At 60.8% G+C, this 24,229-nt stretch carries 24 protein-coding genes and 4 tRNA genes; 5 read left to right on the top strand and 23 right to left on the bottom strand.

Features of this window, described 5'->3' with window-relative positions; genetic code table 11:
• Positions 1–282 precede the first annotated feature (282 nt).
• The 4 genes from EIY72_RS09830 to EIY72_RS09815 form a co-directional block, all read right to left on the bottom strand.
• A tRNA-His gene (locus EIY72_RS09830) sits at positions 283–358 on the bottom strand.
• Positions 359–437: 79 nt separating this feature from the next.
• A tRNA-Leu gene (locus EIY72_RS09825) sits at positions 438–522 on the bottom strand.
• 57 nt (positions 523–579) lie between these two features.
• Positions 580–655, bottom strand: a tRNA-His gene (locus tag EIY72_RS09820).
• Positions 656–687: 32 nt separating this feature from the next.
• Positions 688–764 (bottom strand) — tRNA-Arg (locus tag EIY72_RS09815).
• 274 nt (positions 765–1,038) lie between these two features.
• On the opposite strand from EIY72_RS09815, the gene folD reads away from it, so the two are divergent.
• Both folD and pbpG read left to right on the top strand, forming a co-directional pair.
• Positions 1,039–1,893, top strand: coding sequence for a bifunctional methylenetetrahydrofolate dehydrogenase/methenyltetrahydrofolate cyclohydrolase FolD (gene folD / locus EIY72_RS09810; RefSeq protein ID WP_093224286.1), 855 nt, complete (start codon positions 1,039–1,041; stop codon positions 1,891–1,893).
• Between the two features lie 237 nt (positions 1,894–2,130).
• On the top strand, positions 2,131–3,069 hold the full coding sequence (gene pbpG, locus EIY72_RS09805) for a D-alanyl-D-alanine endopeptidase (protein ID WP_093224288.1): 939 nt from the start codon (positions 2,131–2,133) through the stop codon (positions 3,067–3,069).
• A 51-nt stretch (positions 3,070–3,120) separates the two neighbouring features.
• Here the strand turns inward: pbpG and EIY72_RS09800 are convergent, their stop codons facing one another.
• The 3 genes from EIY72_RS09800 to EIY72_RS09790 form a co-directional block, all read right to left on the bottom strand.
• Positions 3,121–3,336: a hypothetical protein gene (locus tag EIY72_RS09800; protein WP_093224290.1), complete on the bottom strand. Its 216-nt coding sequence runs from the start codon at positions 3,334–3,336 to the stop codon at positions 3,121–3,123.
• A gap of 17 nt (positions 3,337–3,353) precedes the next feature.
• Positions 3,354–3,560: a DUF6021 family protein gene (locus EIY72_RS09795; protein WP_093224292.1), complete on the bottom strand. Its 207-nt coding sequence runs from the start codon at positions 3,558–3,560 to the stop codon at positions 3,354–3,356.
• Between the two features lie 92 nt (positions 3,561–3,652).
• Entirely contained in the window at positions 3,653–4,330 is a 678-nt protein-coding gene (locus EIY72_RS09790; protein ID WP_231985499.1) for a peptidase C39 family protein, read from the bottom strand.
• A gap of 233 nt (positions 4,331–4,563) precedes the next feature.
• Here EIY72_RS09790 and EIY72_RS29895 point away from each other — a divergent pair, with 233 nt between their 5' ends.
• Positions 4,564–4,731, top strand: a complete 168-nt coding sequence (locus EIY72_RS29895; protein WP_165939593.1) for a hypothetical protein — start codon at positions 4,564–4,566, stop codon at positions 4,729–4,731.
• Positions 4,732–4,802: 71 nt separating this feature from the next.
• On the opposite strand, the gene EIY72_RS09785 is transcribed toward EIY72_RS29895, so the two are convergent.
• A complete protein-coding gene (locus tag EIY72_RS09785; protein ID WP_093224296.1) occupies positions 4,803–5,552 on the bottom strand; it encodes a TerC family protein in 750 nt (249 codons plus the stop codon).
• Between the two features lie 28 nt (positions 5,553–5,580).
• Positions 5,581–5,823 (bottom strand): hypothetical protein, encoded by a 243-nt coding sequence (locus EIY72_RS09780; protein WP_093224298.1) that lies wholly within the window; start codon positions 5,821–5,823, stop codon positions 5,581–5,583.
• Between the two features lie 135 nt (positions 5,824–5,958).
• On the opposite strand from EIY72_RS09780, the gene nhaR reads away from it, so the two are divergent.
• On the top strand, positions 5,959–6,858 hold the full coding sequence (nhaR, locus tag EIY72_RS09775; protein ID WP_093224300.1) for a transcriptional activator NhaR: 900 nt from the start codon (positions 5,959–5,961) through the stop codon (positions 6,856–6,858).
• Here the strand turns inward: nhaR and EIY72_RS09770 are convergent.
• Positions 6,855–8,012 (bottom strand): MFS transporter, encoded by a 1,158-nt coding sequence (locus EIY72_RS09770; protein WP_093224303.1) that lies wholly within the window; start codon positions 8,010–8,012, stop codon positions 6,855–6,857. The two genes, nhaR and EIY72_RS09770, sit on opposite strands and share 4 nt — an antisense overlap.
• Positions 8,013–8,326: 314 nt before the next feature.
• On the opposite strand from EIY72_RS09770, the gene sstT reads away from it, so the two are divergent.
• Positions 8,327–9,559 (top strand): serine/threonine transporter SstT, encoded by a 1,233-nt coding sequence (gene sstT / locus EIY72_RS09765; RefSeq protein ID WP_093224304.1) that lies wholly within the window; start codon positions 8,327–8,329, stop codon positions 9,557–9,559.
• Positions 9,560–9,746: 187 nt separating this feature from the next.
• Here the strand turns inward: sstT and EIY72_RS09755 are convergent, their stop codons facing one another.
• From EIY72_RS09755 to EIY72_RS09695, 13 genes are all read right to left on the bottom strand, one after another.
• The gene (locus EIY72_RS09755) at positions 9,747–10,256 is read right to left on the bottom strand and encodes a DUF1993 domain-containing protein (protein ID WP_093224305.1); all 510 of its coding nucleotides are present in this window, start codon (positions 10,254–10,256) and stop codon (positions 9,747–9,749) included.
• 203 nt (positions 10,257–10,459) lie between these two features.
• The gene (locus tag EIY72_RS09750) at positions 10,460–11,335 is read right to left on the bottom strand and encodes an SDR family oxidoreductase (protein WP_093224308.1); all 876 of its coding nucleotides are present in this window, start codon (positions 11,333–11,335) and stop codon (positions 10,460–10,462) included.
• Positions 11,336–11,498: 163 nt separating this feature from the next.
• Complete coding sequence (locus EIY72_RS09745) at positions 11,499–12,647, bottom strand: acetyl-CoA C-acetyltransferase (RefSeq protein WP_093224311.1); 1,149 nt, start codon at positions 12,645–12,647, stop codon at positions 11,499–11,501.
• Between the two features lie 71 nt (positions 12,648–12,718).
• A complete protein-coding gene (locus tag EIY72_RS09740; RefSeq protein ID WP_093224314.1) occupies positions 12,719–13,774 on the bottom strand; it encodes an acyl-CoA dehydrogenase family protein in 1,056 nt (351 codons plus the stop codon).
• Between the two features lie 10 nt (positions 13,775–13,784).
• A complete protein-coding gene (locus EIY72_RS09735; RefSeq protein ID WP_093224316.1) occupies positions 13,785–14,951 on the bottom strand; it encodes an acyl-CoA dehydrogenase in 1,167 nt (388 codons plus the stop codon).
• A 10-nt stretch (positions 14,952–14,961) separates the two neighbouring features.
• Positions 14,962–15,717: an enoyl-CoA hydratase family protein gene (locus EIY72_RS09730; RefSeq protein WP_093224320.1), complete on the bottom strand. Its 756-nt coding sequence runs from the start codon at positions 15,715–15,717 to the stop codon at positions 14,962–14,964.
• A 28-nt stretch (positions 15,718–15,745) separates the two neighbouring features.
• Positions 15,746–16,813: an NAD(P)H-dependent flavin oxidoreductase gene (locus EIY72_RS09725; RefSeq protein ID WP_093224323.1), complete on the bottom strand. Its 1,068-nt coding sequence runs from the start codon at positions 16,811–16,813 to the stop codon at positions 15,746–15,748.
• A 2-nt stretch (positions 16,814–16,815) separates the two neighbouring features.
• Positions 16,816–17,688, bottom strand: coding sequence for an enoyl-CoA hydratase (locus tag EIY72_RS09720; protein WP_093224326.1), 873 nt, complete (start codon positions 17,686–17,688; stop codon positions 16,816–16,818).
• Between the two features lie 23 nt (positions 17,689–17,711).
• Complete coding sequence (locus EIY72_RS09715; protein WP_093224328.1) at positions 17,712–18,500, bottom strand: CoA-transferase subunit beta; 789 nt, start codon at positions 18,498–18,500, stop codon at positions 17,712–17,714.
• A 12-nt stretch (positions 18,501–18,512) separates the two neighbouring features.
• The gene (locus EIY72_RS09710; RefSeq protein ID WP_093224330.1) at positions 18,513–19,394 is read right to left on the bottom strand and encodes a CoA transferase subunit A; all 882 of its coding nucleotides are present in this window, start codon (positions 19,392–19,394) and stop codon (positions 18,513–18,515) included.
• 11 nt (positions 19,395–19,405) lie between these two features.
• Entirely contained in the window at positions 19,406–20,302 is an 897-nt protein-coding gene (locus tag EIY72_RS09705) for a VOC family protein (protein WP_093224333.1), read from the bottom strand.
• A 382-nt stretch (positions 20,303–20,684) separates the two neighbouring features.
• Complete coding sequence (locus tag EIY72_RS09700; protein ID WP_093224338.1) at positions 20,685–21,806, bottom strand: LLM class flavin-dependent oxidoreductase; 1,122 nt, start codon at positions 21,804–21,806, stop codon at positions 20,685–20,687.
• 123 nt (positions 21,807–21,929) lie between these two features.
• Positions 21,930–23,114, bottom strand: coding sequence for an acyl-CoA dehydrogenase family protein (locus EIY72_RS09695; protein WP_093224341.1), 1,185 nt, complete (start codon positions 23,112–23,114; stop codon positions 21,930–21,932).
• Positions 23,115–24,229: the final 1,115 nt, after the last annotated feature.

Genomic DNA, 24,229 nt, shown 5'->3' with positions numbered 1-24,229 from the left:
CGGGTAAAAAAACAGCAGGCAATTAATAGGTGCGAATGCACGGATGCACCTCGCCCCAATGGCAAATACAACCCATCAAGCCAGGGCTCTGCAGCAACCCTTCTATATAGAAGAAGCGGCCTGACATCTCCCTGACAGCCGGACTTGCGCACAAGACCGGCGGGCAGCGCAGCATCATCGAGACACATAAATTCGACGAAACGCCCCGCCCCGCGGCCCCGAACCTGCGGCCGCTGAAACAAAAAAGGCGCCAGACTTTTCAATCTGGCGCCTTTCGGAATATGGGGTGGACGATGGGGATCGAACCCACGACAACGGGAGTCACAATCCCGTGCTCTACCAACTGAGCTACGCCCACCATATTGCATGACAAAGAAGCCAAACAACGTCTTCTTTGTTTAAGTTCAACCAGGCCAACGGCATGAATGAAGCTTATTTGGTGCGGATGAAGAGACTCGAACTCTTACGCCTCGCGGCGCTGGAACCTAAATCCAGTGTGTCTACCAATTCCACCACATCCGCGGAGTGAAGCCTTTAAAGCAAAGGCGCCAGACTGTTAATCTGGCGCCTTTCGAAATATGGGGTGGACGATGGGGATCGAACCCACGACAACGGGAGTCACAATCCCGTGCTCTACCAACTGAGCTACGCCCACCATATCGCGTTACTTGTGCCAAAGCTGCCTAATGGCGCACCCGGCAGGACTCGAACCTGCGACCATCCGCTTAGAAGGCGGATGCTCTATCCAGCTGAGCTACGGGCGCCTTGTTAGCTGTACCCTTGGAGGACTACAAACTAAGTGCTTTCCAGTCTCGCAAAACCTTGATTTCGCTCGACCTTCCTAACCAGTGCTAGGCTGTGCCCGACAAGTGCGACGAATAGTATAGAGCCCCCCGAAGGTCGTCAAATCCTTTTTAAAAAAAATTCATTTAATTAAAGGGCTTAGCTGAATTTGCAGACCAAGCGCCTTTGCCCTCACCGCATGACATGCGAGAATGCGCTCTCTTTTTTTCCCCTCTCGATGGTTAATCACGCGCAATGACTGCACAACTAATCGACGGCAAATCGATCGCCGCCAGCCTGCGCCAGCAGATCGCCCAACGGGTCAACGAGCGTCGCCAGCAAGGTTTGCGCACGCCTGGCCTCGCGGTGATCCTGGTCGGCAGCGATCCTGCCTCTCAGGTTTATGTCTCGCACAAGCGTAAAGACTGTGAAGAGGTCGGCTTTCTCTCCCAAGCCTATGACCTGCCTTCCGAAACCACTCAGGAAGCGCTGACCGAACTGATCGATCGCCTCAACGACGATCCTGCGATCGACGGCGTTCTGCTTCAGTTGCCGCTCCCCGAGCACCTGGATGCCTCGAAACTGCTCGAGCGCATTCGCCCGGATAAAGACGTCGACGGTTTCCACCCTTATAACGTCGGCCGCCTGGCCCAGCGTATCCCGCTGCTGCGCCCATGCACGCCAAAAGGGATCATGACCCTGCTGGAAAGCACCGGTGTCGATCTGTACGGAATGGACGCGGTCGTTGTCGGTGCCTCCAACATCGTCGGGCGTCCGATGGCGATGGAATTGCTGCTGGCCGGCTGCACCGTGACCGTCACCCACCGCTTCACCAAGGATCTGGCCGGTCACGTCGGTCGTGCCGATCTGGTGGTGGTTGCCGCCGGTAAACCGGGCCTGGTCAAGGGCGAGTGGATCAAGGAAGGCGCGATCGTGATCGACGTCGGCATCAACCGTCAGGACGACGGCAAGTTGGTCGGTGACGTCATCTACGAAACCGCCCTGCCCCGCGCCGGCTGGATTACCCCGGTCCCGGGCGGTGTTGGCCCGATGACCCGCGCCTGCCTGCTGGAAAATACCTTGTACGCGGCCGAAACCCTGCACAGCTGAGTTTTGTTACAAGCGTCAACCGGTGAATAAGGAACCCGCCCCATGGCGGGTTCTTTTTTGCCCCAAAAAAATGCACCACCCTGCACCTGAAAATGACTTTTTTTTCATGTTTCCCGGGACTTTTACCTGTTGTTTGAACAACCATCGACAGTTATTCAGCCATACTCCAGAATGTCGCGTTTTTTAAGAAATAGCCCGTTACAAAACGGCTTATCAACACATTACGAGTCTGCCAGCGTGAAAATCCGTCTTTCCATCCTGAGCCTATTTTTTGCAGTTACAGGGACATTCATCACGCCAATCGCCAGCGCTGGCGAAACCACCGCTGCGCCCCGGGATACCTCACACCTCAAGCTCGCGTCCGGCAGCGCCTTGCTGATGGACTTGCAGACCAACAAAATCATCTATGCCAGCAATCCCGACGTGGTCGTCCCTATCGCTTCGGTGAGCAAACTCATGACCGGTCTGGTGGTGGTTGAGGCCCATCAGAACATGGACGAATACATCAACATCAACATCAACGACACCCCGGAAATGAAGGGCGTGTTCTCGCGGGTCAAACTCAACAGTGAGATGCCGCGTCGGGAAATGTTGCTGATTGCCCTGATGTCCTCGGAAAACCGCGCTGCCGCCAGTCTGGCTCACCACTATCCGGGCGGGTACGCGGCATTCATTGCTGCCATGAACGCCAAGGCCAAGGCACTGGGCATGACCAACACACACTTCGTCGAGCCCACCGGCCTGTCGCCGCGCAACGTGTCCACCGCTCGCGACCTGAGCAAGCTGTTGATCGCCGCCCACAAACATCCAATATTGACCGAGCTGAGTACCACCAAGGAAAAAACCGTTTCTTTCCGTAAACCCAACTACAGCCTGGGCTTTCGCAACACTGACCATTTGATTGGCAAGCCGAACTGGAACATCGAACTGACCAAAACCGGTTTCACCAATCAGGCCGGCCACTGCCTGGTACTGGTGACGCACATGGCCAATCGCCCTGTGGCGCTGGTGATCCTCGATGCCTACGGCAAATACACCCACTTCGCCGATGCCACGCGCATTCGCAACTGGGTCGAGACCGGCCATGGCGCCGAAGTGCCTTCGGTAGCGCTGCAATACAAATCGGAAAAAAACCTCAAGCATCGCCAGGGCGGTGTGGTTGAAGCGTCCCAGTAAAGCTGATGAACATAAAAAAGCCCCGGTTATCCGGGGCTTTTTTGTCGGCGATCAATCATTGGGCAATGGCATCTGGTCGTCATCGGGAATGCCGTCCCCCGCCATCGGTTCATTCCAGCCCTTGGGCTTTTCCGTCGGTACAACGGCCGGGCGCGCCAGTGGGTCGCGCAACGGGCTATCGGGATCCATGACTGGATCGGCCCCCGCGTCCGGCACTGTCGGCACATTTTCCGGACGCTTGTCGTCGAAACTCGAATCGGTAGACATACGCACCTCTGTTGCACTCAAGGCTTGAGATCAGCCAGTGGATCGTAGGGTTTGGCGGGCGCCTTGGGATTATCCCCCGGTTTGACGTCTCGGGGTGCCTTCGCCGGTCCGACGGGATCAACCTGGGGATCGGCGAGGTCGGGAGAGTCGGGATCGAAACCCAGCTCATCCCCGGAGGAATGCTCTGACGAATGCGGGCCAACGGGCGTGGTGGAATGAGCCATGGTCGCCTCCTGATCGCGGCCCGAAGAGTTCCGGGCCTGTATCAATCAGAAACTGGCGGCTAACGATGGTGCCCTGCGGGTGACCAACGGGCTTACTGGGCTGCCAAAGCCTTTTTCGCTTTGGCCGCGGCTTGCTCCTGACCGGCCTGGGCCAGTTCATTCGCCGCCTTGAGCCAACGCTGTTGATCGACATGTGCCGGCAGTTGCGTCGGGTTCTGGATCAGCACCGCCCAGCCACCGGCATCCTTGAACGCGGATTCAAAACTGCCGAACTTCATCATCTCGCGCTGATTCATGCCGGCACGCAGCAGCACTGTCTGCTTCTGGCGGTTGTAGCCACTGAGAATCGCATAGCGCGGTTCAGCCCACATCGCCGAGCCCTCGGTGAAGCGCACCATCACCGGGTAACCCGCCGCCACCTGCGTGAGCAACGCCGGCAGGTTGCTGTCCAGCGGATACACCATCATTCCGTATTCGCGAGCCAGACTCTGCATGTTCTGCTGCAACTGCCCTTCGCCGCCCGGCAAGTGCAAGGGTTTTTCCAGCAGGCCCGGCGTAATCACCACGCCCTGCTGGGACAGCATGCTGGCCAGCACCTGCGGTCCGCTCTGGAAGGCATCACCGCGATAGAACCGGCCGCTCAGTTCAACGCGATCGGGCAAGCCCCTGATTTCGGGCGCGACTGCGCTACTCGAGCACCCCGCCATCGCGGCAACGCTGCCGGCAATCAGTGCGGCCGAAAGAAATCGAGACATTTCTCTTACCATCATCACTCTCTTGTTCAGGCGCCAGGCGATCGCCTACCCGGCTTCGGCGTCGATCATAGGGTGCCGCGCGACCGCGGTATAGCCTTAAACCATAGTGGCATCCATTCGATAGAGCGAACTGGTTGATACCAGGCGACCTTTGGTCAATTGCCTGAAATACCCCGACGACTAGACTGTCACCTGAAGAGAGAGAGAACGAGCGTGTCAGCCCGCAGCAGGGCAAAGAGGAGGCGCGAATGAGCCTGACCATGATTATCGTGATGTTGGTAGCCGGCTGGCTGGCCGTGGCCGCCGCCATGCTGTGGGGCGTCTTGCGTATCGCTCGTCGGCATCATCACCCTGTACCACCGGAAGCCGAAACGAAAACCCCGGAATCGACCACCCGCCCTGCCAGCGCCCACTGATTTTCATCGTGCAAACAAAAACGGCCGCCTGCACTCGATGAGTACAGGCGGCCGTTTCATTCAGCGGGGGATCAAGCGTCAGCCTTGACCTGCTTTTGCTTGGCCCGGCGCGACATCATGTTCAGCACCTCGATTGCAGCCGAGAATGCCATCGCCGCATAAACGTAGCCTTTCGGTACGTGGGCGCCGAAGCCCTCGGCGATCAGCGTCATGCCGATCATGATCAGGAAGCCCAGCGCCAACATGACCACGGTCGGGTTGTCGTTGATGAACTTGGCCAACGGATCAGCCGCGAACAGCATCACCAGCACCGAAGCCACTACCGCGATGATCATGATCGGCAAGTGCTCGGTCATGCCGACAGCGGTGATGATGCTGTCGATGGAGAACACCATGTCGAGCATCAGGATCTGACCGATGGCGGCGGCAAAGCCCAGGGTCACGGTCGAGGTCTTCGATGTCGGGTCTTCCGGTGCCGGATCCATGCTGTGATGGATCTCGGTCGTGGCTTTCCACAACAGGAACAGACCACCGGCGATCAGGATCATGTCTTTCCAGGAGAAGGCGTGACCCAGGATTTCAATCACTGGGGCCGTCAACTGCACGATGAACGCGATGGTGCTGAGCAAGCCCAGACGCAGGATCAACGCCATGCCGATACCGATGCGGCGCGCCTTCTGCCGGTGCTGCTCGGGCAGCTTGTTGGTCAGGATCGAGATGAAGATCAGGTTATCGATGCCGAGCACGATTTCCATGACCACCAGGGTCGCCAAGGCGATCCAGGCGGTGGGGCTTGCAGCCAGTTGTAAAAGGTAGTCCATGGTCAGTCCTGACTCGTTTTAAGACGGTTTAGATTTCCTGGGAAGAAGATTCGGATTTTTCCTCATCTTTTTCCGTTGATTCCTTTTTGCCGCTCAAGCCGCCTGTGGCGTCACTGAGGGCTTGTTCGGCGGCCTTGTGGGTATCGTCGATAGCCTGCTTGGCGCTTTCAGCGGCCTTGCCCATTAACTGTTGCGCGCTTTTTTCGGCCTGGTCGCAACCGGCCAGTACCAGTAAAGACGTAATCAGCAGCGCGGTGGCTTTAAGCTTCATGATGCATTCCTCGATAGAACAAACGGGTCCTAAACGATGGCCCGTTGATAGCGATGCATTCTAGGCAAGCAAACACTTCAGGAAAATTCGTATTTTTACCGGGTATACTTCGATTTTTACGAACTGTACCTCCTCATGCTGAACTACCGACAACTGCACTATTTCTGGGTCGTGGCCAAGACCGGCAGCATCGTGCGCGCCTGCGAGCAACTGAACCTGACACCGCAAACCATCAGCGGGCAGATCTCACTGCTGGAACAGACCTACGGCATTGAATTGTTTCGACGCGTCGGCCGACAACTTGAACTCACCGAAGCCGGTAGACAGACCCTCCCCTACGCCGAACAGATGTTCCAACTGGGTGGCGAACTGGAATTGATGCTGCGTGCCCAGCCCAACGAGCAACAGATATTGTTCCGCGTCGGCGTGGCCGATGTGGTGCCCAAGTCAATTGTGTATCGGCTGATTGCGCCAACCATGGAACTGAGCGAGCCCCTGCGCATCACCTGTCGTGAAGACAAGCTCGAACGTTTGCTGGCGGATCTGGCGATCCAGCGTCTGGACCTGGTGATTTCCGACAGTCCCATGCCTTCGCACCTGGACATCAAGGGCTACAGCCAGAAACTCGGCGAGTGTGGCATCAGTTTTTTCGCCACGAGTGAATTGGCCACGCGCTACGACAACGACTTCCCGCGCAACCTGCACGGTGCACCCTTGTTGATTCCCGGCCCGGAAACCGTGGTGCGCAGCCGACTGCAGCGCTGGTTCGCCGAGCAGCAGATCCAGCCGCAGATCGTCGGCGAATTCGATGACAGCGCCTTGATGCAGGCCTTCGGTCAGTCAGGCAGCGGGATTTTTATCGGCCCGAGCGTGATTGCCGACGAGGTGAAACGCCAGTGCGGCGTGGAGGTGATCGGTCAGACCGACGCGGTGAGCGAATCGTTTTACGCGATTTCAGTGGATCGCAAGGTCAAGCACCCCGGCATTGTTGCCATTACCGAAGGTGCCCGACGCGAGCTGTTTACCGGGTTTTAAGCTGCGCAGACTTCCCGCGGCTTGAGCACCATCAACACCATGGCGAGGAAAATCGACAACAGAATGAAGCCGGCAGCGGCGAAACCGACAAACCCCAGACCGGCACTGTCGATCACCCGACCGCCAATGATCGCGCCCAGACCGATGCCGAGGTTGGCCCCGGCAATGTTCAGCGACGCGGCGAAGGCCGGTGCTTCAGGCGCCGCTTTCATCAGTCGCACATGACTGACCAGGAACAGCGCCGCCTGGGTCACGCCCCAGATGCCCATCGCAGCGGCCAGGCCCAGGGACGAATTGATGTTGGGCACCAACGCCACCATCCCGGGAATCATGAACGCGCAGAACATCACCGAAGCCATCAGCGGATGGCGATCCACCGCGCGACCGCCCAGCGAGTTACCGATCAAACCGACCGCGCCGAAGCCCATCAGGCACCAGCCGACCACGGTGCCGTCAAAGCCGGCCAGGCGTTCAAGAATGTCCGCCAGATAGGTGTAGGCGGTGAACATGCCGCTGAACACCAGAATCGACAGCAACACATGACCCAGCATCAGCGGGCTGCGCAGGATCCTGAACTGCGATCGGAAACTGACCTGATGCTGGTGCAGGCTGGTTTTCGGCAGATAGACAAACAGCAACAACGCCTTGGCGAACGCGATCACCGCCAGGATGCCGAAGGCACTGCGCCAGCCGAACGCATCGGAAATCAGCGTGCCGACCGGAATGCCGAATACCGTGGCGCAGACGATGCCGAAGCCGATTTTCGCGATCGCACGTCCGGCATAATCGGGGCCGACGATGTCCACGGCGGTTTCGCTGGCCAGCGCCCAGAACACCGGTAGCCCCAGTGCCGGAATCAACCGGGCAATGGCCATCACCCAGATGTTCGGTGCCATCATGGCCAGCGTATTGGCCAGACCGAACAGGATCAGGATGCTGATGAACAGCTTGCGTCGCTCGAAACGGGCGAAGTACGCCGTCAGGAATGGCCCGAACAGGGCCACGGTGAACGCGAACAGCGTCACCAGCAACCCCGCTTGCGGGATGCTGACGTCGAGGTCACGGGCAATCGCCGGCAACAGGCCGACGATGATGAACTCCGTGGTCAGCACCGTGAAACCGGCGGCCGACAACAGAAAAACGGGCAACAGCATGGGAAACTCCGGAAAACGACGACACCAGCGATAGCCCGGAGGCTCACTGGCAGACATGAAAAATGAGAGGGAAGGATCTTAACAGAGTGTTTCAGAACAGGGTTGCACAAACCTGCCTGATTCGTTGAGCGCGCCGGTGACAGTTCGTCACAGTCTGAAAGATCAGTCCTACGCTGTGATAAAGTCCGCGCCCCGAAAAACGTACAGCATGTGTTTATCGGTCGTTTAAAGCGCCGATATCGCGCTAACCCTCGGTTTTCTGCCTGCCCCCGCAGCGAAATCATGCATTTATAAAAAATCAGAGATGCCGTTTTATGACTGCTTCATCCCCTTCTCTCCTGCAACGCCTCAAACGCTTGAGCCTGGTTACGCAAATCGTGATCGGCCTGATCGCCGGTATTGCCCTGGCTTTTCTGGCCCCCGAGGCGGCGAAATCCACGGCGTTCATCGGCAAAGTGTTCGTCTCGGCGTTGAAAGCCGTGGCGCCGATCCTGGTCTTCGTGCTGGTCATGGCCTCGATTGCCAACCACAAACACGGCCAGGAAACCCACATTCGGCCGATTCTGTTTTTGTACCTGCTCGGAACCTTTGCTGCGGCCGTGGTCGCGGTGGTGGCCAGCATGATGTTTCCGTCGAGCCTGGTGCTGTCCACCCACGACGTCGCGGTGACGGCCCCGGGCGGGATTGGCGAAGTGCTGCAGAGCCTGCTGCTGAGCGTGGTGGATAACCCGGTCAGCGCGCTGATGAACGCCAACTTCATCGGCATTCTGGCGTGGGCCATCGGCATGGGCGTGGCGATTCGTCATGCCGGCGATGCCACCCGTGAAGTGCTGGGTGACCTGTCCAATGGCGTGACCCTGATCGTGCGCGTGGTGATTCGCTTTGCACCGCTGGGGATTTTTGGTCTGGTGGCGTCGACATTGGCCACCTCGGGCTTCGGCGCACTGATCGGTTATGCGCACCTGCTGGCCGTGCTGCTCGGCTGCATGCTGTTCGTGGCGCTGGTGATGAATCCGCTGATCGTGTTCTGGAAACTGCGCCGCAATCCGTACCCGCTGGTATTGACCTGCCTGCGTGAAAGCGGCATCACCGCCTTCTTCACCCGCAGCTCGGCGGCGAACATTCCGGTCAACCTGGAATTGAGCAAACGCCTGGGTCTGCACGAAGACACTTATTCGGTATCGATCCCGCTGGGCGCAACCATCAACATGGCCGGTGCGGCGATCACCATTACCGTACTGAGCCTGGCGGCGGTGCACACCCTGGGTATCGCCGTGGACATTCCGACCGCCATCCTGCTGAGCGTGGTCGCCGCGATCTGCGCCTGTGGCGCATCGGGCGTGGCCGGCGGTTCGTTGCTGCTGATTCCACTGGCGTGCAGCCTGTTCGGCATTCCCAGCGAGATTGCCATGCAGGTGGTGGCGGTAGGCTTCATCATTGGGGTGTTGCAGGACTCGGCGGAGACTGCGCTGAACTCGTCGACCGATGTGCTGTTCACGGCAGCGGCTTGCCTGGGTGAAGAAGCAAAAGCAGAGCGCCTGGCCTGACACAAATCCCTGTGGGAGCGAGCTTGCTCGCAAATGCGTAGTGCCAGACAGCTTTAATATCGAATGACACACCGCTTTCGCGAGCAAGCTCGCTCCCACAGGTTTCGTGGTGTTGCGGATAATGCCTACCCATAAAAAAGCCCCCGCAGCCCAAGGCTGCGGGGGCTTTTTTTTGTAGCCGGACGGTTTAGAACGCGCCCATGTAATCACGCTTGCCCACTTCCACGCCGTTGTGGCGCAGCAGTGCGTAAGTGGTGGTGACGTGGAAGAAGAACTGCGGCAGGCCGTAGGTCAGCAGGTACGACTGACCGCTGAAGCGCTTCTCTTTAGGCGTGCCCGGACGGGTCACGATCTCGATGCCTTCCTTGCCGATGATCTGCTCAGGCTTGATCGAACCGATGAAGGCCAGGGCCTTGGCAATCAATGCCTGCAGGTCTGCGAAAGTGGTTTCGGTGTCGTCGTACTTCGGCAGCTCGACTTCGGCCAGGCGACCGGTCACGCCCTTGCTGAAATCAACGGCGATCTGCACCTGACGCACCAGCGGGAACATGTCCGGGAACAGACGTGCTTGCAGGAAAGCATTCGGGTCGATGTTTTTTTCGGTGGCGTGGGCTTCGGCTTTTTTCAGCACGTCACTGAGGGCGTTGAGCATTTGCTGGAAAACAGGAACGGAAGCGTCGTACAGGGAAATGGTCATGGCAGGTCTCGTGTGGTGACGGAGGGAAACGCCGACCACCTGTGGGAGCGAGCTTGCTCGCGATGGAGGTTAACGATAACGCGTTCTGTCTGAATAAACGCGTTGCGCATGATTCCATCGCGAGCAAGCTCGCTCCCACAGGTGACCGGCTTGAAGTGCGTGGCCGATTATAGCCATGCACGCCCTCCCGGCACGGTTCTTTTTCAGCTGCCGTACACTTTCGCCGCCGGAACGGCCTCAGCCATAAGCTGCGCGACCGCTTCCCCCATCTCGCCGACCGCCCAACGCCCCTGACGGTCCAGCTGCGGACCACGGCGCCAGCCATCGGCAATCGACAACTTGCCGCCCTCGACCTCGAACATCTGCCCGGTGACTTCGGCCGACGCTTCAGAACCGAGCCACACCACCAGCGGCGCGACGTTTTCCGGGGCGAAGTAGTCGAAACCTTCCTCGGGTTTCTTCATGGTGTCGGCGAACACCTGCTCGGTCATGCCGGTGCGCGCCGCCGGTGCCAGGGCGTTGGCCGTGATGCCGTAGCGACGCAATTCAGCCGCCTGCACCAGCGTCAGCGAAGCGATGCCGCCCTTGGCCGCCGCGTAGTTGGACTGGCCGATGGAACCCTGCAAGCCGGCGCCGGAACTGGTGTTGATGATCCGCGCAGCGACCTTGGCACCGCCCTTGGCCTGTTCGCGCCAGTACTTCACGGCGTGACTGGAGATGCAGAAATGGCCCTTGAGGTGCACGGCGATCACACTGTCCCAGTCCGATTCGGACAGGCTGGCGAACATGCGGTCGCGGCAGATGCCGGCGTTGTTGACCACCACGTCGAGGGTGCCGAAGGTTTCGATGGCCTGGCGCACGATCAACGCCGCCGAGTCATAGCCGGTGATGTCGTCGCTGTTGGCCACGGCACTGCCGCCCTGCCCGAGGATCTCGCCGACCACAGCCAGTGCGGCTTCGCGGTTGATGTCGTTGACCACCACTTTCGCGCCCTCGGCGGCGAAGGCCAGCGCGTAGGCACGGCCCAGGCCACCGCCGGCACCGGTGATGATCACGACGCGGTTTTCACAGATTTTCATGTTCTACATCCTTCACATTCTTCACTGATCGACACCGTCCCCTGTAGGAGCGAGCACGCTCGCGATGGTCGTTAACGAATACACGGGGTATCTGGATAACCACATCGTTCTTGCGTCCATCGCGAGCGTGCTCGCTCCCACAGGTTCGGTGGGTGTCTTCAAATCACAGCCGTTCGATAATCGTCACGTTGGCCTGCCCGCCGCCCTCGCACATGGTCTGCAAACCATAACGGCCACCGCTTCGTTCCAGCTCATGGAGCAAGGTGCACATCAGGCGGGTGCCGGTAGCGCCCAGAGGGTGACCGAGGGCAATCGCACCGCCGTTGACGTTGGTTTGATCATGGGGATAACCGGTCTCTTTCAGCCAGGCCATGGCCACCGAAGCGAAGGCTTCATTGATCTCCACACGGTCAATGTCTTCGAGCTTCATGCCCGCGCGTTTCAGCGCATAAGCGGTCGCCGGGATCGGTGCGGTGAGCATCCAGATCGGGTCTTCGGCACGCACGCTGATGTGGTGGATACGCGCACGCGGCGTCAGGCCGTAACGCTTGAGCGCCGCTTCCGAGACGATCAGCATCGCGCTGGCCGCATCACAGGTCTGGCTGGACACCGCCGCCGTCACCCGGTCGCAGCCGAACAGGAACTCCAGCTCGGCCATTTTTTCCAGGCTGGTCTGGCGCGGTGTTTCGTCGTGCAGCACACCGGCCAGGGGCACGATTTCACGGTTGAAGCGACCCTGTTCGATGGCCTGCAGTGCACGGCGATGGGACTCAAGGGAATAGGCTTCGAGCTGTGCCCGGGACAGGTCCCATTTCTCGGCGATCATCTGCGCCGAGCGGAACTGCGTCGGCGGCTGCGCGCCGTAGCGTTTTACCCAACCCTCTGAGCCGCTGAACGGATCGCTGAAGCCCAAAGGCTCCGCAGCGATCATCGCTGACGAGATCGGAATCTGGGTCATGGTCTGCACGCCACCGGCAACCACCACATCCTGGGTACCGCTCATCACCGCCTGGGCGGCGAAGTGCACGGCCTGCTGGGAGGAACCGCACTGGCGATCGATGGTGGTACCCGGCACCGCTTGCGACAGCCCCGCCGCCAGCCAGCTGGTACGGGCGATGTCACCCGCCAACGGGCCGATGGTGTCGACGCAACCGAAGATCACATCGTCGTAATCGTCATCGGGAATGTCGTTGCGCGCGACCAGCGCACGCAGCACATGGGCGCCCAGGTCAGCTGCGTGAATCTGGCTCAGACCCCCCTTGCGCCGCCCGGTGGGCGTACGCAGGGCGTCGACAATATAGGCTTCAGCCATGGTTTACCTCGATGAAGAAATTAAAATCGGGCGCCGATCACCTGTGGGATGTAGTCGCCCTTACTGACGGGTTAGAACGTACTGCCCGCACCCAGCTCTCGGTTGTCGTCAAACAGGGCCGCTCGAATCCTTCCTTTGTGCAGGCCACGATCACCCCAGACCTTGTCCAGCGCCCAGGCGCGTTTCATGAACAGGTGCAGGTCGACCTCCCAGGTGTACCCCATGGCACCATGGGCCTGGATGGTGTTCTTTGCCGCGAGCATTGCCGCTTCCGCGGTGGCCAGCTTGGCGTGGGACACCAGTACGTCCTGTCCTTGCTGTTGCTCGGCCAGCGCATAGGCGGCGCGATACAACGGGCCTTTGGCGAATTCGATCTGCACCGCGACGTTAGCCATCAAGTGCTTGACCGCCTGGAACGAGCCGACCGGCTTGCCGAACTGTTTGCGTTCGAAGGTGTAATCCACCGCCAGGTCGACCATGCGTTTGGCCAGCCCCAGCAATTGCGCGGCACTGCCCAGCGCACCGCGATTGAACGCCGCCGCCCACAGGCGACGACCGTGCTCGCCCGATGCCACACAGGTGGCCGCTGTCGGCGTCCACTCGACCTGGTACAACTGACGGCTTGGATCAACCGATTCGTTGCGGGTCAAACCCACGGCGGCGCGCTCCAGCGCATGCACTTCATCGCCATGGGCCAGCAACAACAGATCGGCGACATGGGCATCGCTGACCAGCGGATTGCCTGGCTCGCCCACCGCCAGACATGCGTCGCCTTGCGCTACCCGCGCCAGCCAATGCTGTTTGAGGGCTGCGTGTTGCTCATTGAGACCTGCGAGCAACGGCACGCCGATCAGCATGGTGTCCACCAGCGGTTCCGGCAGCCCGGCATACCCGCATTCCTGGGCAATCAACACGAAGTCCAGCTCGTTCATGCCCATGCCGTCCTGCGCCTCGGGCACGGTCAGCGCGGTCAGGCCCAGCTCCACCAGTTGCGCCCAAAGCGATTCACTGCGACCGCTGTCGCTCTGCCACAACTCGCGGATGCGCTCCGGGGTGACTTCGTTGATCAGAAAGCTGCGGACGTTGTCCTGAAACAGCAGTTGGTCGCGGCTGAAACTAAAGTCCATGGTCTATTCCTCAGGCACGCGGCATGCCGAGCATGCGTTCGGCAATGATGTTGCGCTGGATCTCGTTGGTGCCGGCATAGATCGGCCCGGCCTGGGCAAACAGGAAACCTTCCAGCCAGTGACCGACATCCCCGGCCGCCGGCGCCTCGGGCAGCAACTCGCCACGCAGGCCGAGAATACTCAGGGCGGTGTCGTGCATGCGCTGGTCGAGTTCCGACCAGAAGATCTTGTTGGTCGACGACTCCGGCCCGATCTTGCCGCCCTGCACCAGTTGCGAAGCGGTCATGTAGGTGCTCAAGGTGTACGCCTCGGCGTCGAGCCAGGCGCGCATCACCGCTTCACCGATGGCCGGATCGCGGTCCGCCTGCTCGCGGTTGGCCTGGTACAACTGCACCAGACGCTTGGCGGTTTCCTGGAATCGCGCTGGCGAACGCAGCAGCAAACCGCGCTCGAAGCCGGCGGTGGACATCGCCACGTGCCAGCCCATGCCTTCGCCGCCGAGGGCGTTTTCCACCGGCACCTTGACGTCGTCGAAGAAGATCTCGGCGAAACCCGGCAAGCCATTGAGCTGCGGGATCGGCCGCACGGTGATGCCCGGCGTGTCCAGCGGCACCAGGATGAAGGTCAGGCCGTGGTGGCGCTGGGACTGCGGATCGGTGCGGAAAATACCGAACACCCAATCGGCCCACACGGCACGGGTCGACCAGGTTTTCTGGCCGTTGATCACGTAGTGGTCGCCGACGCGCTCGGCCTTGGAACGGATCGCCGCCATGTCGGAACCGGCACCCGGCTCGGACCAGCCCTGGGCCCAGATGTCCTCTCCCGTGGCCATGCGTGGCAGAAAGCGCGCTTTCTGCTCATCGCTGCCGTACTCCATCAAGGTCGGGCCGAGCAGGAAGATGCCGTTCTGGTTGACCCGCGCCGGGGCACCGGAACGGTAGTATTCCTCTTCGAAAATCAGCCACTCGATCAGGTCGCAGCCACGGCCGCCAAGTTCGGTCGGCCAGGTGACCATGCCCCAACGGCCTTCGTTGAGCTTGGCTTCCCAGGCACGGTGCTGGGCAAAACCCTGTTCGGTGTCGAACGACTGCAGCGGTTCACTCGGTACGTTGGCTTGCAGCCAGCTCCGTGCCTCGGCACGAAAAGCCTGCTGGGCCGGGGTATAGGTCAGGTCCATGGGTATGCCTTCAGCCGTTGAATCGGGCATCGCGTTTCTCGACGAACGAGTCGCGTGCTTCCTGAGAGTCCAGTGAGCGGTAGGCTTCGAGGGTGAAGCCCTGCTCCCAGCGGTATTTGTCTTCCAGATTGCCGTCTTCGATGCCGGTCAACGCTTCCTTGGCCAAGGCGATCATGCCCGGGCTTTTGGCGGCGATGGCGCGGGCGATCTGCAACGCGGCTTCACGCAGGTCTTCACGCTTGACCACCCGTTCCACGGCGCCCAGACGGTAGGCTTCGGCGGCGTCGATCGGCTCGCCGGTGAAATACATGTGACGGACTTTCTGCACCGGGAACAGACGCTGCAAATGCGCGCCGCCGCCCATGGCGCCCCGGTCGACTTCCGGCACGCCGAAGGTCGCGCATTCGGAGGCAACAATGATGTCGGCGGCGCCGCACAGGCCGATGCCGCCACCGAGGACGAAGCCGTGCACAGCGACTATCACCGGTTTCGGGTTGCGGTGAATGGCCTTGAAGCTGTCGTAGTTGCCCTTGTTCACCGCGACGATCAGGTTGCCGTCGGCGGCCAGTTCCTTGATGTCGACCCCGGCGCAGAAGCCGCGACCTTCAGCACGAATGACGATCACCCGCACGTCACTGTCGCGCCCCAGGCGTTCGATTTCGCTGGCGATATCCGCCCAGCCCTGGTTGTTGAAGGCATTGACCGGCGGGCGGTCGAACACCAGTTCGGCAATGCCGTTATCGATACTGACGCTAAAGGGTTTCATGATGTCTTTCCTTCACAAGCGGGGCCGTTCACGACACACGGCGGCACAGCTCGCCCAGGCGCGCTTCGGCGTCGCGGACGATCTGTTCAATTAATTGGGCGCAGCTGGGCAAGCTGTCGATGGATGCAGCGATCTGCCCGGCGGGCAACACGCCGGCGGCCGGTTGCCCGTCGACCATGGCTTTCTGGATCACCATGGGTGCGTTGGCGGCCATGATGCTTTGCGCGGCGGTCAACTCCCCGGCACCGCGCATCTTCAGGGCGCTGCCGAGCAATTGAGTCAGGCTCATGCCGGTGTGACGGCGATAGGCCAGGCCACTCTGCAAGGCCAGCAGCAAGCGTTTGAGGCCACCGCTGTTCTCCAGCTGGTTGAGCAATTCGTTGCGAATCATCCGTTGCGGCATGCCGTCGATGGCGCGGCTGATGATGATCGCGGCCGGGTCCTTGACCGCCAGGTAACGCAACAGCGTCGCCTGGGGCACCGGGCTGTCGGCGCTCATCAGGAAGCGCGTGCCCATGGCGATGCCTTCGGCACCGTAGGCCAGCGCCGAGACCAGACCCTTGCCGTCCTTGAAACCACCGGCGGCCACCACCGGCACCGACACTGCATTGACCACCTGGTCGAGCAGCAACGAGGTCGGCACTGAGCCTGTGTGTCCACCGCCCTCGCCGCCCTGTACGGTCACTGCATCGGCGCCCATCTCCACGGCTTTCTGTGCGTGCTTGAGTGCGCCGACCGTGGGCATGCACACCACGCCGGCGTCCTTCAGACGGCTGATCATTTGCTTGCCCGGCGAACGGCTGTAGCTGACCGCACGGACTTTATGGCGCAACACCAGCTCGACGATCTCGCCGGCATTGGCCTGGTACATGTGGAAATTCACGCCGAACGGTTGATCGGTCAGGCGTTTGGTCTGCAGGATGGCCGCTTCCATCTGGTGCGGTTCGATAGTCGCCCCGGCGAGAAAACCGAAACCACCGGCATTGCCCGTGGCCGCCACCAGTTTCGGGTCGGCGACCCAGCCCATGGCGGTCTGGATGATCGGGTAGCGGCAACCGAGCAACTCGGTCAGACGGGTATTCAACGAGATCGCCATGCTCACGCCTCACCCGACTTGCGCTGGGAACTGGCCATGGCCTTGGCGTCGTAACCGCCGAGACGGTCGCCAGACACCAGTTCGTTGTGTGCGTGGGCGAAGTGATGCAGACCGAACACCATGTCCATGGTCGCGCGCTTGCCCATCAGGTCCTCGGCGTTGTTCACCGCCTGCTTGCTCAGTTGCAAACCGAGGCGCGGCATCTGCGCGATGCGCCCGGCGATGTCCAGGGTCTGTTGCTCCAGCTCGTCACGGGGTACCACCCGGTTGAGCATGCCCATCTGATAGGCACGGGGCGCCGGCATGCGTTCGCCGAGGAAGAGGAATTCCTTGGCGATGCGCGGGTTCAATTCATGCACGTGGGCGAAATATTCGACCCCCGGAATGCCCATGCGCACCACCGGATCGGCAAAGTACGCGTCCTCGCTGGCGACGATCAGGTCGCAGACCCAGGCCAGCATCAGGCCGCCGGCAATGCACGCGCCCTGGACCATGGCAATGGTCGGCTTGGGCATTTCGCGCCAGCGCCGGCACATGCCCAGGTAGACCTCCTGCTCACGGGCGTAGAGAAACTCACCACCCGGCTTGTTCACATGGTCGTACCACAGGCTGGCGCGGTCGAAGCTTTTGTCGACATCACGCCCCGGCGTGCCGATGTCGTGCCCGGCGGAGAAATGCTTGCCGGCGCCACGCAGCACGATGACCTTCACCTCATCGTCGTCACAGGCCCGGCGAAACGCCGCGTCCAGCGCATAAGTCATCTGCGAGTTCTGCGCGTTGTGGAACTCGGGGCGGTTCATGGTCACCAGCGCCACCGCACCGCGCACCTCGTAGAGCACCACCTCGGCCTGATTGTTATCGTTATGTTCAGCCATCACTTGTCTCCGCAACGCGTTGCTCAGCGTTGGCCTGGCGGGTTGTCTTTGAGTTGCAGGGCGCGCAGGTTGTGCGGGTCCAGACGCTGGATCAGCTGCAATTGCTCGGCGGTTGGTGCCACCGTGGTCGGGCAGTTTTCCGGGACGTGCAGTTCGAAACCGGTGTTGTCCTGCACCTGCGCCACGCTCACGCCGGGATGCAGCGAGCGAATGCGCATCTGCCGCATCGGCCCGAGGAAATCCAGCACACAGAGGTCGGTGACGATCAGGCGGATATCGATGTCGTCCAGCGACCAGCCGCGGGCCAGTCGCGCCGGGTTGTAGCCGACCGAGGCGACCATATCGACCTCACCTTCGACGAACACCCGACGGTTGTGACTGGGCACGCAAAAGGAGTTGGCGTGGCTGATCGAGTTGCCGGGAAAGCCGCGTACCCCGAGCATCTGCGCCTTGGGCTTGGCGTAGTCGCCGATGCAGGAAATGTTCGCCTGGCCAAACCGGTCGATCTGGGTCGGGCCGACCAGCGCGTGACGCTTGCCGCCCCAGACGTTATCGAAAATTCGCGAGAAGCCCATCCAGCTGTCGCGCTTGGGTTCATAGCCGTTGCGTTTGCCCACCGGTACCGGTTCGGCAACCATGTAGGCTTCGGAGTCGGTCATCAACAGCTGCGGGTTGCTGCTGAGCATGGCCAGTGAAGCGGCCAGGCGCGGGATCACGCCGATGCCGGTGGCCAATACTTCGCCGTCCTCGCGCCAGGCTTCGGAGGCGGCGCAGATCATCAGTTCGGCGAGGCTGTAAGTCGTAGTGCTCATCGGAAGGCTTCCTTAGAAAATCGGCAACGGCAGTTCACGGATCGCAGCCAGGCCGCCGACCTTTTCCAGATACTGTTCATGGCTGCAGTCGACGTAGTCACGCACGTAGCCTTCCCAGCCGTCGGCCGCCTGGACCGTGGCGTTGTAGGCCTTGAAGTGCGCAACGTCGAAGCCGTACAGCGGCGCGCAGGATGACGGATGCGCACCGCCCGGCACATGGGCAACGGCCGTGGTCAGGTTGCGTTCCCAGAACACTTGATGGGCGCGGCTGCTTTCCTGGTGGAAATAGTCGCTGTCGACCAGTTCATCGCAGGTCACGTAGCTGTGGCTCGCGGCGCGCACGAACAGATCGTCCATGTAGTGATCCGGGCCACTGATCTGGCACACACCGCGCTTGTCAGCACGGTCGACATGCACCAACGCGGCGTCGAGCTTGAGCGCCGGCATGGCCACCCAGTCCTTGCCATCGGCATAGGGTGAGGCGATCAACTTGATCTGGCGGTTGTGGCGCAACACGTCAGTGCCCAGCCCCACCGCCGTCGGAATGAACGGCACGTTCATCGCCGCCGCGCGCAGACCGAGCAGCAGCATGCCTTCATCGATTTCCATCACTTCAATCGCTGCTTCCTGGCGGGCCTTGCGGAAGTAAGGCTCCAGCGGAATGAAATCCAGCGAGACGAAAGCGAACACCAGCTTTTTGATCTTGCCGGCCGCGCAGAGCATGCCGACGTCGGCGCCACCGTAGGCGACCACGGTCAAGTCCTTGAGGTCCGAGCGCAAAATCTCGCGCACCAACGCCATCGGCTTGCGCCGCGGGCCCCAGCCACCGATGCCGATGGTCATGCCGTCACGCAGTTGGCCGACAATCTCGGCGGTGGTCATTTGCTTGTCCATCGTCATGTTCCTCATTGGCGACCGACACTGAAGTCGTGGCCCCAGTGGCTGACCACGGTGCTTTCGAACGGCGTGTGGCGGTCCCAGTCGACCACCAGGCCATCGCAGCCGTACTCCAGGTCAAACCCGGACGGGGTCTTGATATAGAAAGAAATCATCTGGTCATTGGTGTGCTGACCGAGGGTCGCCGACAGCTTCACGCCATTGGCGTGCACGCGGTCCAGAGCGCGCCCCACTTCGTCCAGCGCATTGACCTCGACCATCATGTGCACACAGCCGTGGGGCATCGGGCACTCGAAAATCGCCAGCGAGTGATGCCGGCCGTTGTTGCAGTGCAGGAAGTGAATCCGCTTTTGCGGCTCGGCCGGGTCCGGGGTAAAGCGAACCTTCATCAGGTCGGACAGACCGAAGCCCATCACCTGCTCATAGAAATCCCGGCAGCGCTCGAAGGCTGGCGCCGGCAGCACCACATGGCCCATGCCGAGGTCGTTGGTGACAAAACCCTTGACGCCCACCGGCGAGACGAAACGGGCGAAGTCCTGCAACGGGCCCCAGAAGATTTCATGGCGGTTGCCGTCCGGATCGCTGAAGTGCACCAGCTCCTGAACCTTGCGCAGTTCGGCCTCGGCCGCGGTGCCTCGGGTCACTTGTACATCGGCCTGTTGCAGCTCGCTGACCGCTTGCTCCAGCGCTGCTTTGCCGGCCACTTCCCAGCCGCAGGCACCGAAACCGTTGTCGGCATTTTTCTGCACCAGGATGCGGTAGTGGCGCTCGTCCATCTTCAGGTACAGCTGGCCGTCTTCATCGTTGCCAATGACCATCATGCCCAGCACCTGGCTTGCGTAGTGGCGCCATTGCGCCAGGTCGCTGGATAACAGGGTGACGTAACCCAGACCGCGGATATCCATGGATGCACTCCTCGTTGTTCTCAGGCGGTGCCGCCCTTCGGCAACTGCCGGGGGAGACTTTATGTAGGGCCTATTCAAGCGGGTTCGGACAGGGGCAACATCGTCCAATGGGACTAGCGGATTTGTTTGCTACAGGCATAAAAAAACGGGCCTTGGGGACCCGTTGGAAAGGTGGCCTGGCGTCCGTGCCAGCCTGCAGCACAAGGGCTCGATCGCCTTGTGCTGAAATTAGTGGCGAGGGAGCTTGCTCCCGTTCGACTACGCAGCAGTCGTCGCTTTGAACTTATTGCGACCGCTTCGCGACCGAACGGGAGCAAGCTCCCTCGCCACAGATCAGGTCAGAATGAGGAACATTTGTTATGAGCCTTGATTCGCCCGGACATCACGCCTTGCGAAAATGCGGAATCACCTTCTCGCCAATGTTCTTCAGGGTCTCCAGCTGCGCCCACTGCGGCACGGTGCCCATCTGGCAGATGAAGAGGATTTCGTCGGCGCCGGCGTCGATCAGGCGCTGCACGTAACCGATGCAGTCCTCGACTGTGCCGTAGGCGTGGTTCGGGTTCATCATCGCCATGGTCGGGTCGGAGAAATCGACGCTGACTTCTTCGGAAGCGAAGCGCGACTTGATCACGCTCTGGCCGTTGCCGTCGACGAAAGTGTCGTCTTTCCACTTCTCCGGGTCCGGACGCTCGCCACCGCCGTACCAGTAGCCCAGGGATTCCATGAAGTAACGCTGACCGCGGATACCGATGCGGCGCGCTTCTTCGTTGTCATCGAGGACGATGGCCGGGCACAGTGCGGCGATGTGGCGGTTGGGGCGGAAGCCCACTTGCTTCTTCTCGTCGCGATTATCAAAGGCGGTGTGATAGACCTCGACCTTCTTGGCGATTTCTTCCGGACCACCGAAACCCAGCACCAGCGCGCCCATGCCGCGACCGCCGGCATTCTTCAGCGACTCGGTGTTGGTGCACGCCAGGTACATCGGCGGGTGCGGGTCCTGATACGGCTTTGGATGGATCGGACGCTTGGGGATCTGCACGAAGTCGCCGTTGTGCTCGATCTCATCCTGCACGAACATTTTCGGAATCAGGTACATCATCTCGTCGATCTGCGGCTGCAGGGTCGCCAGGTCGTAGCCGAAGGTGCCGGCCTCTTGCTGGGTACCGCCCTTGCCCACGCCGAAGTGCACACGCCCCTTGGACAGCAAGTCGAGGGTGGCAATGCGCTCCGCGACTTTCACCGGGTGGTTCATCGCCGGCGGCAGGCAGACCACACCGTGGCCGATACCGATGCGCTCGGTCTTGCCGGCGACGAAAGCCAGCATGGTTTCCGGAGCGGACATGTGCGAGTAGTTGCTCAGCGCGGTGTGCTCAACGCACCAGAAAGTGTCGAAGCCGAGCTTGTCAGCCAGCACCGCCTGCTCGACGGTATCCTCAAAAATCTTGCGGTCGCCTTCACGGCTGGAATCCACCGTCTGGGCTTCGTAAATCAGGGAAAATTTCATGGTTGTTCCTTGTGCTTATTTGGATGCGCAGTCGGCGCCAGAAGCCTGTGCCTTGCGCCCATGCTCGGGTATTGGCAGGGCGCTCGAATCACGCAAACGGACTAGCCTGATGCTGTAAAAAGGTCAGAGGAAAAAGTCGTTGCTGTCCTGGCCCATGCTGACGCCACCGAGGTTCCAGGCATACTTGGCCGGGCTGTTGGCGACGTGGGCGCGCCCGGTGTGGATGTCGCGGAACGCACGGTTGATCGGGTGACTGCGGAAGATGGTCGAAGCGCCGCTGTTGAACATCAATTCGCCCACCGCCTTGCCACACTTGTCAGCCACCAGCGCCGAGTCGTACCGCATCTTCACCCGCTCAGGCATGCTCAACGGTTCACCTTTTTGCGCACGCTCGAGCATCAGGGCGAAGTTGCGGCGCAGCACGGTCTTGCATTCATCGACGCAGACCAAGGCGTTGGCCAAGGCCGCTTGCGCAGCCGGGTCCTGGACCATCTTGCGTCCGTCGTTGACGCCGACACGGGCACGGTTGTGCTCGACAAACTGATCCACCGCACCTTGCAAGGCACCGATGGCCGAGGACGACACCGCCCGCACGAAAATCTGCCCGAACGGCAGACGGAACAACGGCGCGGTATTCACCGCATTGCCCGGGCTGTTTTGCATGAAACCGTCGAAGGCCCGGTGGGTGCGGTACTCCGGCACGAAAGCGTTCTCCACCAGGATGTCGTGGGAGCCGGTGGCTTCGAGGCCCATGACATTCCAGTTGTCGAGAATCTGGTAGTCGCTGCGCGGCACCAGGAAGGTCCGATAATCCGGCGCACCACCCGCCTCGGCCGGCGGCACCAGGGCGCCGAGGAACACCCAGTCGCAATGCTTGCTGCCGGACGAAAAGCCCCAGCGACCGCTCAACCGGAAACCACCCTCGACGCGCTCAACCTTGCCCACCGGCATATAGGAAGACGAGATCAATACACTGGAATCGCTACCCCAGACATCCTGCGCGGCACGATCATCGAACAACGCCAGTTGCCAGTTGTGGATGGCGACCACCCCGAGCACCCAGGCCGACGACATGCAGCCTTCGGCGAGTGTCATCTGCACATCGAAGAAATCCTTGGGCTCCAGCTCGTAGCCTTCCCAACGCGCCGGTTGCAGGATGCGAAAGAACCCGGCGTCCTGGAAATCTTTCAGAGTCTCTTCAGGCAGCTGCCCGGCTTGCGCGGCATTCAGGGCGCGTTCACGCAGGATCGGCACCAACTCACGGGCACGTTGGCTCAGACGCTGGCGAATCAGGTCTTGGTTGAGCATTTTTATTGTTCTCCTTTGTTCACCCCATCCGCCGGGGCGCGCGTGCAACGGGGCGGATGTAGCGCCCCTACACTGGCATTCAAACAATGCGTAACGGAGTGGGCATCCCTCAAACGGACCATGTGGTTTTTTTGAGGGAGGCATCTGAAGTTGGATTGCTGAGCAGGCTGGTTTTCACATTGGGTCCGCGGTATTGACTCAGACCCCGAGGCCATGGAAGTCCCTTGTGGGAGCGAGCTTGCTTCGGGCGGCGTTCCGACGATTGTTTTGTGCTGAGCTTTTTTTGTTGGGTGTACATATCCATTGCTGCGGTAACGGCCTCCGGCGGTTCCGCTCTTACAGCGGGTCACTTGGAAAAGCGCCAAGTAACCAAGCGCTTTTGCCCCTTTCGTTCGGTGCCTCGCTGTGGCTCGGCATGCCCTCGCTCCGGTCCTGCTCCGTGGGCCCGCCGCCATCGGCCATCCATGGCCGGGGGCGGCTACCGCGGCATCCCTGCCGCGGTGCCCACTGTGCAGAACCTCCACTCGGCCTCTCGATGGGGCGTGCACCGCAACAGCGCCCGAGGCGGCCTACCGGCCGGCCTGATTGTTTTTGGTATGCGTTACCCTGTGGGAGCGAGCTTGCTCGCGATGGGCGTCAACGATGATGCGGGGTGTCTGGAAGCACCGGTTGTTCCAACTTTTTTCGCGAGCATGCTCGCTCCTACAGAAGGCGGTGCATCTGTAAGAAATAGCGTGGCTGTCAGGCCGTCATCGCGAGCAAGCTCGCTCCCACACTTGGATTAGGTACAGCCGCAGGTTTCAGGTCGGCTGTCAGGCCGTCATCGTCGGAACGCCGCCCGGAGCAAGCTAGCTCCCACAGAAGAGCAGAAGCAGAGCAAGAGCAAGAGCAAGAGCAAGAGCAAGAGCAAAAACATCAACCACGCACACCACCCGCTCTTCACCACTCAACAGGATGAGCGTTAGCTCGGCTGCAGCTTTTGATCTACAGGCCCCGTCGGCAGGCTGAGTGGAGGGGTTTATCCGGGGGTGGGAGCGTAGCGACCGTGCGGCGAAGCCGCACACATCGAGAGGAGGTGCAGCGAAGCAAACCGTAGGCGATGCCCCCGGATGAAT

It is taken from the genome of Pseudomonas vancouverensis, assembly GCF_004348895.1.
Lineage (GTDB): Bacteria > Pseudomonadota > Gammaproteobacteria > Pseudomonadales > Pseudomonadaceae > Aquipseudomonas > Aquipseudomonas vancouverensis.
Note: the sequence above shows the minus strand (reverse complement) of the source record. Positions and strands in the feature narration are given on the sequence as shown.

Coding starts and splice junctions, on each gene's coding strand:
- folD (WP_093224286.1), top strand. CDS start 1,039: ATGACTGCACAACTAATCGACGGCAAATCGATCGCCGCCAGCCTGCGC.
- EIY72_RS09800 (WP_093224290.1), bottom strand. CDS start 3,336: ATGTCTACCGATTCGAGTTTCGACGACAAGCGTCCGGAAAATGTGCCG.
- EIY72_RS09795 (WP_093224292.1), bottom strand. CDS start 3,560: ATGGCTCATTCCACCACGCCCGTTGGCCCGCATTCGTCAGAGCATTCC.
- EIY72_RS09790 (WP_231985499.1), bottom strand. CDS start 4,330: ATGATGGTAAGAGAAATGTCTCGATTTCTTTCGGCCGCACTGATTGCC.
- EIY72_RS29895 (WP_165939593.1), top strand. CDS start 4,564: ATGAGCCTGACCATGATTATCGTGATGTTGGTAGCCGGCTGGCTGGCC.
- EIY72_RS09785 (WP_093224296.1), bottom strand. CDS start 5,552: ATGGACTACCTTTTACAACTGGCTGCAAGCCCCACCGCCTGGATCGCC.
- EIY72_RS09780 (WP_093224298.1), bottom strand. CDS start 5,823: ATGAAGCTTAAAGCCACCGCGCTGCTGATTACGTCTTTACTGGTACTG.
- nhaR (WP_093224300.1), top strand. CDS start 5,959: ATGCTGAACTACCGACAACTGCACTATTTCTGGGTCGTGGCCAAGACC.
- EIY72_RS09770 (WP_093224303.1), bottom strand. CDS start 8,012: ATGCTGTTGCCCGTTTTTCTGTTGTCGGCCGCCGGTTTCACGGTGCTG.
- sstT (WP_093224304.1), top strand. CDS start 8,327: ATGACTGCTTCATCCCCTTCTCTCCTGCAACGCCTCAAACGCTTGAGC.
- EIY72_RS09755 (WP_093224305.1), bottom strand. CDS start 10,256: ATGACCATTTCCCTGTACGACGCTTCCGTTCCTGTTTTCCAGCAAATG.
- EIY72_RS09750 (WP_093224308.1), bottom strand. CDS start 11,335: ATGAAAATCTGTGAAAACCGCGTCGTGATCATCACCGGTGCCGGCGGT.
- EIY72_RS09745 (WP_093224311.1), bottom strand. CDS start 12,647: ATGGCTGAAGCCTATATTGTCGACGCCCTGCGTACGCCCACCGGGCGG.
- EIY72_RS09740 (WP_093224314.1), bottom strand. CDS start 13,774: ATGGACTTTAGTTTCAGCCGCGACCAACTGCTGTTTCAGGACAACGTC.
- EIY72_RS09735 (WP_093224316.1), bottom strand. CDS start 14,951: ATGGACCTGACCTATACCCCGGCCCAGCAGGCTTTTCGTGCCGAGGCA.
- EIY72_RS09730 (WP_093224320.1), bottom strand. CDS start 15,717: ATGAAACCCTTTAGCGTCAGTATCGATAACGGCATTGCCGAACTGGTG.
- EIY72_RS09725 (WP_093224323.1), bottom strand. CDS start 16,813: ATGGCGATCTCGTTGAATACCCGTCTGACCGAGTTGCTCGGTTGCCGC.
- EIY72_RS09720 (WP_093224326.1), bottom strand. CDS start 17,688: ATGGCTGAACATAACGATAACAATCAGGCCGAGGTGGTGCTCTACGAG.
- EIY72_RS09715 (WP_093224328.1), bottom strand. CDS start 18,500: ATGAGCACTACGACTTACAGCCTCGCCGAACTGATGATCTGCGCCGCC.
- EIY72_RS09710 (WP_093224330.1), bottom strand. CDS start 19,394: ATGGACAAGCAAATGACCACCGCCGAGATTGTCGGCCAACTGCGTGAC.
- EIY72_RS09705 (WP_093224333.1), bottom strand. CDS start 20,302: ATGGATATCCGCGGTCTGGGTTACGTCACCCTGTTATCCAGCGACCTG.
- EIY72_RS09700 (WP_093224338.1), bottom strand. CDS start 21,806: ATGAAATTTTCCCTGATTTACGAAGCCCAGACGGTGGATTCCAGCCGT.
- EIY72_RS09695 (WP_093224341.1), bottom strand. CDS start 23,114: ATGCTCAACCAAGACCTGATTCGCCAGCGTCTGAGCCAACGTGCCCGT.